General features: G+C 68.8%; 10 protein-coding genes. 9 read left to right on the top strand and 1 reads right to left on the bottom strand.

The window, feature by feature from the left end:
- Window positions 1-5: 5 nt before the first annotated feature.
- Complete coding sequence (locus DDJ31_RS29585; protein ID WP_171480924.1) at window positions 6-3,815, bottom strand: GH92 family glycosyl hydrolase; 3,810 nt, start codon at window positions 3,813-3,815, stop codon at window positions 6-8.
- 351 nt (window positions 3,816-4,166) lie between these two features.
- Here DDJ31_RS29585 and ngcE point away from each other — a divergent pair, with 351 nt between their 5' ends.
- The 9 genes from ngcE (at window position 4,167) to DDJ31_RS29630 (ending at window position 16,172) form a co-directional block, all read left to right on the top strand.
- Complete coding sequence (ngcE, locus tag DDJ31_RS29590; RefSeq protein WP_127177344.1) at window positions 4,167-5,630, top strand: N-acetylglucosamine/diacetylchitobiose ABC transporter substrate-binding protein; 1,464 nt, start codon at window positions 4,167-4,169, stop codon at window positions 5,628-5,630.
- A 16-nt stretch (window positions 5,631-5,646) separates the two neighbouring features.
- Window positions 5,647-6,573 (top strand): carbohydrate ABC transporter permease, encoded by a 927-nt coding sequence (locus DDJ31_RS29595; protein WP_127177343.1) that lies wholly within the window; start codon window positions 5,647-5,649, stop codon window positions 6,571-6,573.
- Window positions 6,574-6,577: 4 nt separating this feature from the next.
- On the top strand, window positions 6,578-7,510 hold the full coding sequence (locus DDJ31_RS29600) for a carbohydrate ABC transporter permease (RefSeq protein ID WP_127177342.1): 933 nt from the start codon (window positions 6,578-6,580) through the stop codon (window positions 7,508-7,510).
- A gap of 183 nt (window positions 7,511-7,693) precedes the next feature.
- Entirely contained in the window at window positions 7,694-8,893 is a 1,200-nt protein-coding gene (locus DDJ31_RS29605) for an ROK family transcriptional regulator (RefSeq protein WP_127177341.1), read from the top strand.
- A gap of 133 nt (window positions 8,894-9,026) precedes the next feature.
- Entirely contained in the window at window positions 9,027-10,130 is a 1,104-nt protein-coding gene (locus tag DDJ31_RS29610; protein ID WP_164785104.1) for a substrate-binding domain-containing protein, read from the top strand.
- 184 nt (window positions 10,131-10,314) lie between these two features.
- Window positions 10,315-11,115: an ATP-binding cassette domain-containing protein gene (locus DDJ31_RS29615; protein ID WP_127177339.1), complete on the top strand. Its 801-nt coding sequence runs from the start codon at window positions 10,315-10,317 to the stop codon at window positions 11,113-11,115.
- The gene (locus tag DDJ31_RS29620) at window positions 11,112-12,407 is read left to right on the top strand and encodes a sugar ABC transporter permease (protein ID WP_127177338.1); all 1,296 of its coding nucleotides are present in this window, start codon (window positions 11,112-11,114) and stop codon (window positions 12,405-12,407) included. Before DDJ31_RS29615 ends, DDJ31_RS29620 begins: the two co-directional genes overlap by 4 nt.
- Window positions 12,408-12,600: 193 nt before the next feature.
- Window positions 12,601-14,526 carry a 1-deoxy-D-xylulose-5-phosphate synthase gene (gene dxs, locus DDJ31_RS29625; protein ID WP_127177337.1) on the top strand — a complete coding sequence of 642 codons (1,926 nt, stop codon included), beginning with the start codon at window positions 12,601-12,603 and terminating at the stop codon, window positions 14,524-14,526.
- Between the two features lie 143 nt (window positions 14,527-14,669).
- Window positions 14,670-16,172, top strand: a complete 1,503-nt coding sequence (locus tag DDJ31_RS29630; RefSeq protein ID WP_127177336.1) for an amino acid permease — start codon at window positions 14,670-14,672, stop codon at window positions 16,170-16,172.
- Window positions 16,173-16,235 lie beyond the last annotated feature (63 nt).

Genomic DNA, 16,235 nt, shown 5'->3' on the forward strand with positions numbered 1-16,235 from the left:
CCCGCTCACGCGAGCAGTTCGACCTCCGACAACACCGCCTCGCCGTCGAGCACCAGACGGTACTTCCCGTACGTACCCGGTGACCCCACCGAGAACGCGCGGGTCTGCCGGTCCCACGCGAAGGACTGCCCTGACCGCTTGTCGAGGGTCTTCCAGGTGGTGCCGTCGTCGTCGGAGCCCTGGAGCGTCCAGCCGGTCGGCGCCCTGGTGTGGTCCTTCGACGACGTCAGGGTGTACTGGACCCCCTTGACCTGGCCCTGGACCGGCAGGTCCACGGTGGTCGCGGCGGTCTCGGTCGCCGAGGTGTCGTCGAACAGCGCGCCGGTGCCCTTCAGCGCGTCCGCGCGGGGCGTCGGCGCCTTGTCGTCCTGGGTGATCGAGGTGGGCCCGGCGTTCTTGCCCGTTCCCCATGAGGACGGCTTCGCGCCCATCTCGAACTCCAGCACTCCGCCCTTCTCCAGCACCGTGTGCGGGAGCGAAGTGGACGTCCAGGCGCGGCCGTTGACCCGCAGCCCCTGCACGTACACGTTCTTGGCGCTGTTGCGGGGTGCCTTGACGACCAGGTCGCGGCCGTTCTCCAGGTGGACGGTGGCCTTCTTGAACAGCGGGGAGCCGATGGCGTACTCGCCGCCGCCCATCACCAGCGGGTAGAAGCCCAGCGCGGAGAAGAGGTACCAGGCCGACTGCTCGCCGTTGTCCTCGTCGCCGTGGTAGCCCTGCCCGATCTCGCTGCCGGTGTAGAGCCGGGACAGCACCTCGCGGACGTTCTTCTGGGCCTTCCAGGGCTGCCCGGCCGCGTCGTACATGTAGGTGACGTGGTGGGCGACCTGGTTGGAGTGCCCGTACTGGCCGAGCCTGACGTCCCGCGCCTCGGTCATCTCGTGGATGACCCCGCCGTAGGAGCCGACGAACTCGGGTCCGGCCGTCTCCGGGGTGGCGAAGTACTCGTCGAGCTTGTCGGCGAGCCCGCTGCGGCCGCCGTACAGGTTGGCCAGGCCCCGGCTGTCCTGCGGCGCGGTGAACGCGTACCCCCAGCCATTGGTCTCCGTGTAGTCGTAACCCCAGACCCTCGGGTCGTACTTCGACGCGTCGAGGCGCCAGTCGCCCTTCGCGGTGCGGCCCTGGAAGAAGCCGGCCTTGGTGTCGAAGAGGTTCACGTAGTCCTGGGCGCGGTTGCGGAAGTACTCCGACTCCTCCTGGTACCGCTTCTCGCCGGTCTCCTGGTAGAGCCGCTGCCCCATCCGGGCGATGCCGTAGTCGTTGACGTAGCCCTCCATCGCCCAGGACATGCCCTCACCGGTGTCGGTGCTGGTGTAGCCGAGGAACGGCGAGGTCGCCATGCCCTTGCGGCCGACGCCGGACGACGGCGGCACCACGGTCGCGTTCTTCACGGCCGCGTCGTACGCCGCCTTGACGTCGAAGTCGACGCCCTTGACGTACGCGTCCGCGAACGCCACGTCCGACGAGGTGCCGGTCATCAGGTCCGCGTAGCCGGGTGAGGACCAGCGGGAGGTCCAGCCGCCGTCCTTGTACTGCTGAACGAACCCGTCGACCATCGCGCCCGCCTGAGTGGGCGTCAGGAACGAGTACGCCGGCCAGGTGGTCCGATAGGTGTCCCAGAAGCCGTTGTTGACGTACACCTTCCCGTCCACGATCTTCGCCCCGGTGTGCGTCGGGGTGTCCGGGGTCGGCATCGGCTGGAACGGCGAGGCGTACTTGTACGTCGAACCGACCTTCTCGAAGCCGGAGTTCGGGTACAGGTACAGCCGGTACATGCTGGAGTACAGGGTGGTCAGCTGGTCCTGGGTGGCGCCCTCGACCTCGACGCGGTCGAAGATGCCGTCCCAGGCGCGCTGCGCCTGCCGCTTGACCTTGTCGAAGGAGGTCCCGTCCGGGATCTCCTGGCGGAGGTTGTCCTTCGCCTGGTCGACGCTGATCAGCGAGGTCGCGATGCGCAGGGTGACCGTGCGGTCCTTGCCCGCGTCGAACCGCAGGAAGCCCTTGACGCCGCTCGACGAGCCGTCCTCGACCGGCCGGTCGAAGGTGCCGTACACGAAGAGCCGGGTCGCGCCCGTGGAGAGGCCCGACTTGACGTCCGAGTAGCCGGTGAAGGTCCCGGACTCCTTGTCGAGGGTCAGCCCCGCCTGGTCGGTGACGTTGTCGAACAGCACGCTCGCGTCGTCGCCCGGGTAGCTGAAGCGCAGCGCCGCCGCGTGGTCGGTCGGCGTCATCTCGGCCTTGAGGCCGTTCTCGAACCGCACCCCGTAGTAGTACGGCCGCGCCGTCTCGTTCTCGTGCCTGAAGGCCAGCGCACGGGCCGCACGGCCGGTGTCGGGGGTGCCGGCCGCGATCGACGGCATCACCTGGAACGTCTGCCGGTCGCCCATCCACGGGCTCGGTTCGTGGCTCGCGCTGAACGCCTGGAGCGTCGGCAGGTTGTCGTCGTTGTTGGCGCGGGCGTAGTCGTACAGCCAGCTCAGCGTCGACGCGTTGGTCACCGGCGTCCAGAAGTTGAACCCGTGCGGGACGGCCGTCGCGGGGAAGTTGTTGCCGCGCGAGAAGCCGCCGCTCGAGTTGGTGCCGCGGGTGGTGAGCGCGTAGTCGGACAGATGGGCCTTGGGCCGCTCGGGCGCGGCCCGCTCGATCCGCAGGTCGTCGAGCCAGCCGCGGAACTTGGCCGGGCCCTTGGGGGAGTCGTACGCGAGCAGGACGCGGTCGACGGTCTTGCCCGCCGCGACCGAGCCGATCGACGACTCGACGTTGTTCCACTGGTTGACGTACAGGGACTTGGCGTCGCCCTGGCCGCGCGGTGACAGCGGGAACCCGTGCTGGTCGGTGGCGCCGAGCGCGCTGAGCGAGGTGCCGTCGGTGAAGACGAGGTCGACGGCGACGTTCGTCGCGTCGTAGTCGAGGTCGCCGTCGGCCATCGCCGGGAAGAGGCGGTAGGAGAGCCGGGTGTCGCGGCGCACGGCCACGTTCACGTCGAAGACCTTGTTGTACGAGTAGGCGCGGCCGTCGGCGGTGTGGCGTCCGGCGTAGCGCAGGGCGCGCTTCCCGGTGAATCCGGCGCCCGCCTTCGCGGTGGGGGAGCCGCTCGGGCCGCGGTCGACCAGCGTCAGCATGTCCTGCGGCACCGGCGCGTCGTCCCCGCCGGTGGAGAACTGCACGTCGGCGAGTTGCAGGATGCCGGAGGCGCCGTTGTTCTTGGTGATCTCGAGCCGGAAGTGCTGGTACTCGGCCGGCTCGGCGAGGTCGTACTTCTTGGTCTGGAAGCGTTCGGCGAAGCTCTCCCCGGTGCGGCTGTCGAGGGTCTTCCAGTCCTTGCCGTCGGTGGAGCCCTTGAGGGTCCAGTCCTTGGGGTCGCGCTCGCCGTAGTCGTTGGCGGAGGTGAGCGCGTAGGTCGTGACCTTGACCGGACCGTCGAGGTCGAACTCGACCCAGCCGGTCTGCTCGAAGGCCAGCCACTTGGTGCCGGCCTCGCCGTCGACGAGGTTCTCCTTCACCTCGCCGCCGCTGCTGTTCTCCGCGCTGGCCCGCACGTCGGTGACGTGGTCGGTGACATTGCCCGGGATGCCGGTGCTGTAGCCGCCGTCGACGCCCGAGGCGCGCTTGGCGCCGCCGGGTCCGGTGTCGACGGTGTTGAGCCAGTCCGGCGCCGGCTCACCCGTCTCGAAGGACGAGGCGAACTCCCGGTCGGCGGGTTTCGCCTTCGCGGGCAGTGCGACCGCCGCTCCCTGGGAGCCCGCCGCCAGCGCGAAGACGGCCGTGAGAACGACCGCCGGACCCCATCTGTGCCGAGTTCTACGATGCTGCATGCGCGAGCACCCTCCCTGCGCTGGACAACGTTGTCAACTTGCTGCGCAATGACCAGTAGTGGGTCAAGTGGCCAGTGCTGTCAAGGGTGTTGGGTGGGGCATTCGAGGTCTATGTCGCGGATTTTTCCGGCAACGCGGTCACAGGCATCTCATATTTCCGGGAGGTCTCAACTCGGAAAAGACCGGTGGCCAACCTTGCATTCGATCTTGCTCAGCCAGCGGGAAGTGGACTATACCTGTCGGCGATTCACCCGATCCGTAAGGATCCTGTACGACCCTGCTTGACCTGACCGCGGTGCCGGGGAGGATCCGGTTCACCGCCTGAGTCCTGGAGAAGGCGAGGACTTGAGCATGGGATCCACTTCCGCCGAGAACAACGGCGCGGTCGGCACCTCGGGTGTCGGCCGTCGTGATCTGATCAAGCGGTCCGCCGCCCTCGGTCTGATTTCCGTACCGGCGATGAGTTTTCTGTCCGCGTGTGCCAGCAGCGGTGGCGACAGCGGCGGCGAGAAGGCGAAGGCCGGCACGAAGACGGCCAAGAACCCGCTCGCCGTCAACGACAGCGCCCCGATGGAGTTCGTCCTCTTCGACGGCGGTTTCGGCAAGGAGTACGCCGAGGACGCCGTCAAGATCTACGAGAAGGACTTCCCCAAGGCGAAGGTGAAGTTCGCCGCCACCCAGAAGATCCAGTCCACCCTCCAGCCCCGCTTCAACCAGGGCACCCCGCCCGACCTCATCGACAACTCCGGCGCCGAGCAGATGGACATGGGCGTCCTGGCGAGCAAGAACCAGCTCACCGACCTCACCCCGCTGCTCGACGCCCCCTCCTACGACGACCCGGCCAAGAAGGTCCGCGACACGCTGCGGCCCGGCATCGTCGAGATGGGCCAGCTCGACGGCAGCCCGGTCTGGATCCTGTACTACGCGTACACGGTGTACGGCGTCTGGTACTCGCAGAAGGCCCTCGACTCGCTCGACGAGCAGTACCCGGAGACCTGGGACCAGATGCTCGCCGTCTGTGCCAAGGCCAAGAAGAAGGGCATGGCGGGCTGGACGTACGCGGGCAAGTACCCCTACTACCTCCCCTTCTCGCTCTACCCGATGATCGGCAAGGTCGGCGGCCGCGAGGTGCTCGACGCGATCGACAACCTGGAGCCGAACGCCTGGAAGCACCCGGCGGTCAAGGCCTGCTTCGACGCCTACTACGAGTTGCAGCAGAAGGGGTACGTCCTCAAGGGCACCCCCGGTCTCGACCACATCCAGTCGCAGACCGCGTGGGCCGAGGGCAAGGCGCTGTTCATCCCGAACGGCTCCTGGGTGGAGAACGAGTCGGCGAACGTCATCCCCAAGGACTTCGACCTCGCCGTGTCGGCGCCCACCGGTCTCGACAGCTCCGACAAACTGCCCTTCGGCACCATCTGGGCCTCGGGCGGCGAGCCCTTCATCGTCCCGGCCAAGGGCAAGAACGCGGCCGGCGGCATGGAGCAGCTGCGGATCATGCTCAGTGAGGCCTCGTCCAAGAACTTCACGGGCAAGGTCAAGTCCCTGACCGCGTACAACGGCGGCACCGACGGCATCACCCTCACCCCGGGCCTCAAGTCCGGTGTGGCGGCGCTGGAGAAGGCCGGCGACAACGTGGTCAACCCGCGCATCCAGGACTGGTACGTCCAGTTGCAGAAGGAGCAGATCGGCGTCGCGGGCCTCGGCGAGATGATGGCGGGCCGGATCACCCCGGCCGAGGCCATCAAGAAGATCCAGGGCTTCGCCGACGCGGCCGCGAAGGACTCGTCGATCAAGCACTACAAGCACCAGTAAACGAACCGGAGAAGCGATGCAGCACGGCAAGTACCGGTTCATCGTGGGGTTCCTCGCGCTGCCCCTCGGACTGTACGCGCTTTTCGTGGTGTGGCCCTTCATCCAGTCCATCTACTACTCGTTCACGGACTGGACAGGGCTGAGCCCCGAATTCAAGATGGTCGGCCTGGACAACTACCGGAGGATGCTGGACGACGAGATCTTCTGGAAGTCCTTGCAGCACAGCTTGATGTTCGCGGTCGTGCTGCCGCTGGTGACGCTCAGCCTGGCGCTGTTCTTCGCCTTCATGATCAACGTCGGCGGACGCAGAAGGAGGGGCGGCCCGGTCGTCTCCGGGGTCCGGGGCTCCTCCTTCTACAAGATCGTCTATTTCTTCCCGCAGGTGCTCTCGATCGCGATCGTCGCCCTGCTGTTCGCCTTCGCCTACAACCCCGACAGCGGCGCGATCAACTCGCTGCTGCGCGGGGTCGGGCTCGGCAGCCTCCAGCCGCTCTGGCTCGGCGACCCGAACCTGGCCCTGTGGTGCGTGATGGCGGTGCTCGTCTGGTCCACGGTCGGCTTCTTCGTGGTCCTCTTCTCCGCGGGCATGGCCTCCATCCCGACCGACCTCTACGAGGCGGCCCTGCTCGACGGGGCCGGCCGGGCCACCACCTTCTTCCGGATCACCCTGCCGCTGCTCTGGGACACCGTGCAGTCCGGCTGGGTGTACATGGGCATCCTCGCCCTGGGCGCCGAGTCGTTCGCGGTCGTGCAGATCATGACGACCGGGCCCGGCGGCCCCGACTACTCGACCACCGTCCTGGTGCTGTACGTGTACCAGAAGGCGTTCCGCGACGGACAGGCCGCCTACGCGACCACCATCGGTGTCGCCCTGCTCGTCGTCACCCTGGCCTTCGCGGCCGTCGTGATGCGGCTGGGCCGGCGCGAGCGGCTGGAGTACTGATCAGATGACGACGACCGAACCCCCCGCCCCCGTACCGGCCGAGCCCGGTCCCCCCGTCGCGAAGGCCGACGCGCCCGCGCCCCGGCCCGCCCAGGCGCCTGCCAAGGAGCGCTCCGGCGGGGTCCTGAACGTGTTCTCCCACGGGATGCTCGTCCTGTGGGCGTTCATGGTCGTGCTGCCGCTGCTGTGGGCGGTGATGACGTCCTTCAAGAGCGACCGGGCCATCTTCAGCTCGCCCTGGGCGCTGCCCGACCGGCTGCACTTCGAGAACTGGGCGCGGGCCTGGACCGACGCCAACATGAGCGACTACTTCCTCAACACCGTTCTGGTGGTGGGCTGTTCGCTGGTCGGCACGCTGGTCCTCGGCTCGATGGCGGCCTATGTGCTGGCCCGGTTCGACTTCCCCGGCAACCGGCTCATCTACTACCTGTTCATCGGCGGCATGAGCTTCCCGATCATGCTGGCGCTGGTCCCGCTGTTCTACGTCGTGAACAACATGGGCCTGCTCAACACCATCCACGGCCTGATCCTGGTCTACATCGCCTACTCGCTGCCGTTCACGGTCTTCTTCCTGACCGCGTTCTTCCGCACGCTGCCGAACTCCATCGCGGAAGCGGCCTTCGTGGACGGCGCCTCGCACAGCCGCACGTTCTTCCAGATCATGCTGCCGATGGCGAAACCCGGCCTGATCAGCGTGGGCATCTTCAACTTCCTCGGGCAGTGGAACCAGTACATGCTGCCGACGGTGCTCAACACCGACCCCGACAAACGGGTGCTCACCCAGGGGCTGGTCCAACTCGCCGTCAGCCAGGGCTACAAGGGCGACTGGTCGGGCCTGTTCGCGGGGCTGGTGATGGCGATGCTGCCGGTGCTCGCCGCGTACATCGTCTTCCAGCGCCAGGTCGTGCAGGGGCTCACCGCGGGGGCGCTGAAGTAGCACTCCGCAGCCGTACGGACGCGCGCCGCTCCCGGCCGGGGGGCGGCGCGTCGCACGTGTGCCGCGCGCCCCCGATCCGGTTCAACCTCTTGACGGGAGGCGACCCGAACGGCTCAGCTTAGAGTTCACTAGTTGGACATAGACGGGGCCTCATCGATGCGGTCCCGCGCGCAGGAGGTCGTCGTGGAGACTCCGGGGTCGCAGTCGTCGCTGCACCGAGCCAACCTGGAACGGGTGGTGCGGGCCGTCCGGCTGTCCGGGTCGCTCACCCAGGCGGAGATCGCCAGGACCACGGGGCTCTCCGCCGCCACCGTCTCCAACATCGTGCGGGAACTGAAGAACGGCGGAACCGTCGAGGTCACGCCCACCTCGGCGGGCGGCAGGCGGGCCCGCAGCGTCTCACTGAGCGGGGACGCCGGGATCGTCATAGGAGTGGACTTCGGGCACACGCACCTGCGCGTCGCGGTCGGGAACCTGGCCCACCAGGTGCTCGCCGAGGAGTCCGAGCCGCTGGACGTCGACGCCTCCTCCGCGCAGGGCTTCGACCGGGCGGAGGAGCTGGTCAACCGCCTGATCGGGGCGACGGGCGTGGACCGCGCCAAGATCGCCGGCGTCGGTCTCGGCGTCCCGGGACCCATCGACGTCGAGTCCGGCACCCTGGGCTCCACCGCCATCCTGCCCGGCTGGTCGGGCACCCGCCCCGCCGAGGAGCTGCGGGGCCGCCTCGGGGTGCCCGTGCACGTCGACAACGACGCCAATCTGGGCGCCCTCGGCGAGCTGGTCTGGGGCAGCGGCCGCGGGGTGCGCGACCTCGCGTACATCAAGGTGGCGAGCGGGGTCGGGGCCGGACTCGTGATCAACGGGAAGATCTACCGGGGGCCGGGCGGCACCGCGGGGGAGATCGGGCACATCACCCTCGACGAGTCGGGCCCCGTCTGCCGCTGCGGCAACCGCGGCTGCCTGGAGACCTTCGCCGCGGCCCGCTACGTGCTGCCGCTGCTCCAGTCCAGCCACGGCACCGACCTGACCATGGAGACCGTGGTCAGGATGGCCAAGGACGGCGACCCCGGCTGCCGCCGGGTGATCGCCGACGTCGGCCGGCACATCGGCAGCGGGGTCGCGAACCTCTGCAACCTGCTGAACCCGAGCCGGGTGGTCCTCGGCGGGGACCTCGCGGAGGCCGGTGAGCTGGTCCTGGGCCCGATCAGGGAGTCCGTCGGCCGCTACGCCATCCCCAGCGCCGGACGCCAACTCTCGGTGCTTCCCGGGGCACTTGGCGGCCGTGCCGAGGTCCTCGGGGCGCTCGCCCTCGCGCTCAGCGAGATGGGTGATTCGACGCTTTTGGACGGCACGGCGCCCTCGGCCACACCTGCCTTCACTTAGAGAACGGATGGCACCGTTGCCAACCCGTTAAGGATTTACTTCTTGACGTCGCACGTGTGGCCGAGTTGACTTCCAGCCACCTCGGCCGCAACGACGCGGCCTCGTCAGGGAGGTTTCTGAAGTGAACACGCGTATGCGTCGTGCCGCTGTTGCCGTTGCCGCGGGTGCGATGGCCGTCTCGCTGGCCGCCTGTGGCAGTGCCAAGGAGTCGGGCGACAAGGCGGACTCCTCGAAGTCCGCCGCCGCCAAGGGCGACAACATCAAGGTCGGTCTGCTCCTGCCAGAGAACAAGACCGCGCGGTACGAGAAGTTCGACCGTCCCCTGATCGAGAAGAAGATCAAGGAACTGACGAACAACAAGGCGACGATCCAGTACAACAACGCTCGCCAGGACGCCAGCCTCCAGGCCCAGCAGGTCGACACGATGATCACCGACAAGGTCGACGTCCTCATCGTCGACGCGGTGGACGCCAAGGCCATCAAGAACTCGGTGCAGAAGGCCGTCGACGCCGGCATCAAGGTCGTCGCGTACGACCGCCTCGCCGAGGGTCCGATCAGCGCCTACACCTCCTTCGACAACGAAGAGGTCGGCAAGACGCAGGGCGAGGCCCTGCTGACCGCCCTGGGCGACAAGGCCACCAAGTCCTCCAAGATCGTCATGATCAACGGCTCGGTCACCGACCCGAACGCCGCCCAGTTCAAGAAGGGCGCGCACGCCGCCCTCGACGGCAAGGTCACCATCGCCAAGGAGTACGACACCAAGGAGTGGTCGCCGGACAACGCCAACTCCGAGATGGAGACGGCGATCTCCGCGATCGGCGCCAAGAAGATCGCGGGCGTCTACTCCGCCAACGACGGCATGGCCGGCGGTATCATCACCGCCCTCAAGGCCGCCGGCGTCTCCGTCCCGGTCACCGGCCAGGACGCCGAACTCGCGGGTGTCCAGCGCATCGTCACCGGCGACCAGTACATGAGCGTCTACAAGCCCTACGCCCCCGAGGCCGAGGCCGCCGCCGCCATGGCCGTCGCGCTCGCCAAGGGCGAGAGCCTGGACTCGATCGCCAAGGACAAGGTCTCCAGCGGCAGCGCCACCGACGTCCCGTCCGTCCTGGTCCCGGTCCAGTCGCTGACCAAGGACAACATCAAGGACACCGTCATCAAGGACGGCGTGTACACGGTCGCCGACATCTGCACCGGCAAGTACAAGTCCGCCTGCGACAAGCTCGGCCTCAAGTAAGCGGTCAGCGGTCCCCCCCAGGGCCGGCGCGACCCCTCCTGGGTCCGCCCGCCGGGCCGTACCGCCCAGACTCCTCCGGCGCCCCGCGCATCAGACAGCCCCGCAAGCTCGGCGCGGGGCGCCGGACGGAACACCCCCCAGGTTCTTTCTGCACTACCTTCCGCCGGGTCAGGCGGCGAAGGAGATGGTTCACGTGTCCGCTACGCCCGTGCTGGCGTTGCGCGGGGTCTCCAAGCGATTCGGTGCCGTCCAGGCGCTCACCGATGTCGAGCTTGAGGTCCACGCCGGTGAGGTGGTCGCCCTGGTGGGCGACAACGGCGCCGGAAAGTCCACGCTGGTCAAGACGATCGCCGGCGTGCACCCCATCGATGAGGGCGTCATCGAATGGAACGGCGAAGCCGTCCAGATCAACCGGCCGCACGATGCCCAGACCCTCGGCATCGCGACCGTCTACCAGGACCTCGCGCTGTGCGACAACATCGACGTCGTCGGCAACCTCTTCCTCGGCCGTGAGCTGAAGAAGTGGGGCGTCCTCGACGAGGTGGAGATGGAGCGCCGCGCGCAGGAGCTGCTGCGGACGCTGTCCATCCGCATCCCCAGCGTGCGCATCCCGATCGCCTCGCTCTCCGGCGGCCAGCGCCAGACCGTGGCCATCGCGCGCTCCATGCTCGGCGAGCCCAAGCTGGTCATCCTCGACGAGCCCACCGCCGCCCTCGGCGTCGAGCAGACCGCGCAGGTCCTCGACCTGGTCGAGCGGCTGCGCGAGCGCGGCCACGCGGTCGTCCTCATCAGCCACAACATGGCCGACGTCAAGGCCGTGGCCGACAAGGTCGCCGTGCTGCGCCTCGGCCAGAACAACGGCGTCTTCGAGGTCAAGACGACCTCGCAGGAGGAGATCATCTCCGCCATCACCGGTGCCACCGACAACGCGGTCACCCGCCGTGCGGCGCGCACGACCAGCCCGAACGGGGAGGTTTCCCAGTGAGCGTCGACAAGACCTCCGCGACGCCGCAGGGCGCGAACGCCGTCGAGAACCCCGATGCCGCCGCGGCCGCGGTGACCGCCGTCGACCCGCGGCTGCTCGTCCGCGAGCAGGGCCTCGCGGGCTACCTCGGCGAGTTCAAGCGGAAGCTGAAGGCCGGCGAGCTGGGCTCGATGCCCGTCGTCATCGGCCTGATCGCCATCTGCGTGATCTTCCAGAGCCTCAACTCCAACTTCCTCTCCGCGCAGAACATCAGTGACATCAGCGTCACGATGGTCGGCACGGGCATGATCTCCGTCGGCATCGTCTTCGTGCTGCTGCTCGGCGAGATCGACCTGTCGGTGGGCTCGGTCAGCGGCGCCTCCAGCGCCATCGCCGCCGTCCTCGCCGTCAACCAGGGCTGGCCCGAGTGGGCGGCCGTGCTGCTGGCCGTCGTCGCGGGCGCCGCCATCGGCGCGCTGCACGGCTTCTTCTTCGCGGTGCTCGGCGCCCCCGCCTTCGCCGTGACCCTGGCCGGCCTGCTGTTCTGGCTCGGCTTCATGCTGAAGATCCTGGGCGAGAACGGCACCATCAACCTCGACAGCGACGGTCTGATCGGCAAGCTGACCACGTACTTCTTCGCGGACGTGGCCGCCGCCTACGTCCTCGCCGTGGTCGTCGTCGCGGTGTTCTTCCTGACCTCCTTCCTGGGCAACCGCCGCCGTGAGGCGGTGGGCATCCCGTCCCGCCCGCTGAGCGACACGCTCATGCGGACGGCGCTGCTGGCCGTCGTCGCGTTCGCCGCGGCCGCGATGTACAACCAGTACAAGGGTCTGCCGCTGGCCACGCTGATCTTCCTGGTCTTCCTGATCGGCACGGACTTCCTGCTCCGCCGCACCAGCTACGGGCGCAAGGTGTTCGCGCTCGGCGGCAGCGTCGAGGCGTCCCGCCGCGCGGGCATCAACGTCACCGCGGTCCGGATATCGGTCTTCGCGATCTCCGGCGGCTTCGCGGCCATCGGCGGCCTCTTCCTGGCCTCCAAGATCGCCTCGGCCAACCAGAGCGCCGGCACCGGCGACCTGCTGATGAACGCCATCGCGGCGGCCGTCATCGGCGGCACCTCCCTCTTCGGCGGCCGGGGCCGCACCTGGAACGCCCTGCTCGGCGTCCTGGTGATCGTCTCCATCCAGTACGGCCTCCAGCTCGAGTCCATCGCCGAGCCGGTCAAGTACATGATCACCGCCGCGGTCCTGCTGACCACGGTCGTGATCGACTCGATCACCCGCAAGACCCAGAAGACGGCCGGCCGCGCCTGACCGCCGCCTCGAACCTGTGCCCGGCACCAATGGCGGTGCCGGGCACAGTCATGCCGTACGTCAGGTCATAGGTCAGGCAGATCTTGGGTACAGCCGATCGCGTGACGTACGACGCACCGCCCGGACGCCGCCCGCGAAGGCGGAACATTAGACTCGACAAGCCCGGCAACAGCTCTACTGCAAGGAGGCACGGGTGCCGCTGCTGACCCGCATCACGGGACCGCGCGATCTGGACCGGCTCAGCCTGGACGAGCTGAACCTGCTGGCGGAGGAGATCCGCGCCTTCCTGGTCGACGCCGTCTCCAAGACCGGCGGCCACCTCGGTCCGAACCTCGGTGTGGTCGAGCTGACCATCGCCCTGCACCGGGTCTTCGAGTCCCCGAGGGACAAGGTCCTGTGGGACACCGGCCACCAGTCCTATGTGCACAAGCTGCTCACCGGCCGTCAGGACTTCTCCCGGCTCAAGATGAAGGGCGGCCTCTCCGGCTACCCCTCGCAGGCCGAGTCCGACCACGACGTGATCGAGAACAGCCACGCCTCGACGGTCCTCGGCTGGGCCGACGGACTGGCCAAGGCCAACCAGATCCGCAAACGCGACGACCACGTCGTCGCCGTCATCGGGGACGGCGCCCTCACCGGCGGCATGGCCTGGGAGGCGCTCAACAACATCGCCGACGCCAAGGACCGCCCGCTGGTCATCGTCGTCAACGACAACGAGCGCTCCTACGCGCCCACCATCGGCGGCCTCGCCAACCACCTCGCCACCCTGCGCACCACCGACGGCTACGAGCGGTTCCTGGCCCGCGGCAAGGACCTCCTGGAGCGCACCCCGGTCGTCGGCAGGCCCCTCTACGAGACCCTGCACGGCGCCAAGAAGGGCCTCAAGGACTTCATCGCCCCGCAGGGCATGTTCGAGGACCTCGGCCTGAAGTACGTCGGCCCCATCGACGGCCACGACATCGAGGCCATGGAGTCCGCGCTGACCCGCGCCAAGCGGTTCGGCGGCCCGGTGATCGTGCACGTCCTCACCGAGAAGGGCCGCGGCTACCAGCCCGCCCTCCAGGACGAGGCCGACCGCTTCCACGGCATCGGACCCATCCACCCCGACACCGGCCTGCCGGTCAAGGCGTCCGGCGCCGACTGGACCTCCGTCTTCGGCGACGAGATGGTCGCGCTCGGCAAGGAGCGCGAGGACATCGTCGCGATCACCGCCGCGATGCTCCAGCCGGTCGGCCTGAAGAAGTTCGCGGACGCCTACCCCGACCGGATCTACGACGTCGGCATCGCCGAGCAGCACGGCGCGGTCTCCGCGGCCGGCCTCGCCACCGGCGGCGTCCACCCGGTCTTCGCCGTCTACGCCACCTTCCTCAACCGGGCCTTCGACCAGGTCCTGATGGACGTCGCCCTGCACCGCTGCGGCGTCACCTTCGTCCTGGACCGGGCCGGCGTCACCGGCACCGACGGCGCCTCCCACAACGGCATGTGGGACATGTCGATCCTCCAGGTCGTGCCAGGGCTGCGGCTCTCCGCCCCGCGCGACGCCGACCAGGTCCGCGCCCAGCTCCGCGAGGCCGTCGAGGTCGAGGACGCGCCGACCGTGGTCCGCTTCTCCAAGGGCGCCGTCGGCCCCGCCGTCGCCGCCGTGGGCCGCGTCGGCGGCATGGACGTGCTGCGCGAACCCGGCACCGACACCCCGGACGTGCTCCTCGTCTCGGTGGGCGCCCTCGCCCCGATGTGCCTGGAGATCGCCGCGCTCCTCGACCGGCAGGGCATCACCACCACCGTCGTCGACCCGCGCTGGGTCAAGCCCGTCGACGAGGCCATGGCCCCGCTCGCCGAGCGGCACCGCGTCGTCGTCACCGTCGAGGACAACAGCCGGGTCGGCGGCGTCGGCTCGACGATCGCCCAGGCCCTGCGGGACGCGGGCGTCGACGTGCCGCTGCGCGACTTCGGCATCCCGCCGCGCTTCCTCGACCACGCCTCGCGCGCCGAGGTCCTCACCGAGATCGGCCTGACCGCCCCGGACATCGCCCGCCAGGTCACCGGACTCGTGTCCAAGATGGACGGCCGCTACGGCACCACCGAGGGCGTCGACGCGGTTCAGCCCGCGCGCGACTGATCCCGCGGCATCTTCCGGACGGGCCGGTTCCGCCACCTCGACGGGTGGTGGGACCGGTCCGTCCGTGTGAGAACGGCCGTGCCGAGGCATACGTACTGGGCCCCCTCTCGATCATGCCGAGGACGACACGCATGGGAGGTCCCGTGACCAGCAGCCTCTTCAGGACGAAGAAGGTCGAACAGTCCATCAGCGACACCGAGGAGCCTGAGCACGCCCTCAAGAAGAGCCTGTCCGCGCTGGACCTGACCGTCTTCGGCGTCGGCGTCATCATCGGCACCGGCATCTTCGTCCTCACCGGCACGGTCGCCAAGAGCAACGCGGGACCGGCCGTCGCGCTGTCCTTCGTGGTGGCCGGCGTGGTCTGCGCGCTCGCCGCGCTCTGCTACGCCGAGTTCGCCTCCACCGTCCCGGTGGCCGGATCGGCGTACACCTTCTCCTACGCGTCCCTCGGTGAGCTGCCCGCCTGGATCATCGGCTGGGACCTGGTCCTGGAGTTCGCCCTCGGCACCGCGGTGGTCGCCGTCGGCTGGTCCGGCTACGTCGCCTCGCTCCTGGAGAACGCGGGCTGGCACCTGCCGGAGTACCTCAGCAGCCGCGAGGGCGCCCAGGGCTTCGGCTTCGACGTGCTCGCCGCCGTGCTGATCCTCGTCCTCACCGGCATCCTCGTCCTCGGCATGAAGCTCTCGGCGCGGGTCACCTCCGTCGTCGTCGCCGTCAAGGTGGCCGTCGTGCTCCTCGTGATCGTCGCGGGCGCGTTCTTCGTCAAGGGCGACAACTACAAGCCGTTCATCCCGAAGACCGAACCGGTCACGGCGGGCGGCACCCTCAAGGCGCCGCTCATCCAGCTGATGTTCGGCTGGGCGCCCTCCAACTTCGGCATCCTCGGCATCTTCACCGCCGCCTCCGTCGTCTTCTTCGCCTTCATCGGCTTCGACGTCGTCGCCACCGCCGCCGAGGAGACCCGCAACCCGCAGCGCGACATGCCCCGCGGCATCCTCGGCTCCCTCGTCATCTGCACCACGCTGTACGTCGCCGTGTCGATCGTCGTCACCGGCATGCAGAAGTACACCCGGCTCTCCGTGGACGCCCCGCTCGCCGACGCCTTCAAGGCCGTCGGACACCCCTGGTACGCGGGCGTGATCAGCTTCGGCGCCGCCATCGGCCTCACCACCGTCTGCATGATCCTGCTGCTCGGCCAGACCCGGGTCTTCTTCGCGATGAGCCGCGACGGACTGCTGCCGAGGTTCTTCTCCCGCGTCCACCCGCGCTTCAAGACCCCCTACCGGCCGACCATCCTGCTCGGCGTGATCATCGCGATCGTGGCCGGCTTCACCAGCCTCAGCGAACTGGCCGAACTGGTCAACATCGGCACCCTCTTCGCGTTCGTGGTGGTCGCCGTCGGCGTGGTCATCCTCCGCAACACCCGCCCCGACCTGCCCCGCTCCTTCCGCACCCCGCTGGTGCCGATCCTGCCGATCGTGTCGGTGTGCGCCTCGCTCTGGCTGATGCTGAACCTGCCCGCCGAGACCTGGCTGCGGTTCGCCGTCTGGATGGTCATCGGCTTCGTCGTCTACTTCCTCTACGGCCGCACCCACAGCCGCCTCGCCCCCGGCGCACCCGAACAGAGGGTCGACGACCGTCCGTAACCGCGGCATCCGCCACCCCGGCCCCGTATGTCCCGCTCCGGTGTGGAGTGCGGGGCCGGATAG

Source organism: Streptomyces griseoviridis, from assembly GCF_005222485.1.
GTDB lineage: Bacteria > Actinomycetota > Actinomycetes > Streptomycetales > Streptomycetaceae > Streptomyces > Streptomyces hintoniae.

Bases quoted from the DNA above. Each gene is read 5' to 3' on its own strand.
- DDJ31_RS29600 (WP_127177342.1), top strand. From the start codon at position 6,578: ATGACGACGACCGAACCCCCCGCCCCCGTACCGGCCGAGCCCGGTCCC.
- DDJ31_RS29585 (WP_171480924.1), bottom strand. From the start codon at position 3,815: ATGCAGCATCGTAGAACTCGGCACAGATGGGGTCCGGCGGTCGTTCTC.
- DDJ31_RS29615 (WP_127177339.1), top strand. From the start codon at position 10,315: ATGGTTCACGTGTCCGCTACGCCCGTGCTGGCGTTGCGCGGGGTCTCC.
- DDJ31_RS29595 (WP_127177343.1), top strand. From the start codon at position 5,647: ATGCAGCACGGCAAGTACCGGTTCATCGTGGGGTTCCTCGCGCTGCCC.
- DDJ31_RS29610 (WP_164785104.1), top strand. From the start codon at position 9,027: ATGCGTCGTGCCGCTGTTGCCGTTGCCGCGGGTGCGATGGCCGTCTCG.
- ngcE (WP_127177344.1), top strand. From the start codon at position 4,167: ATGGGATCCACTTCCGCCGAGAACAACGGCGCGGTCGGCACCTCGGGT.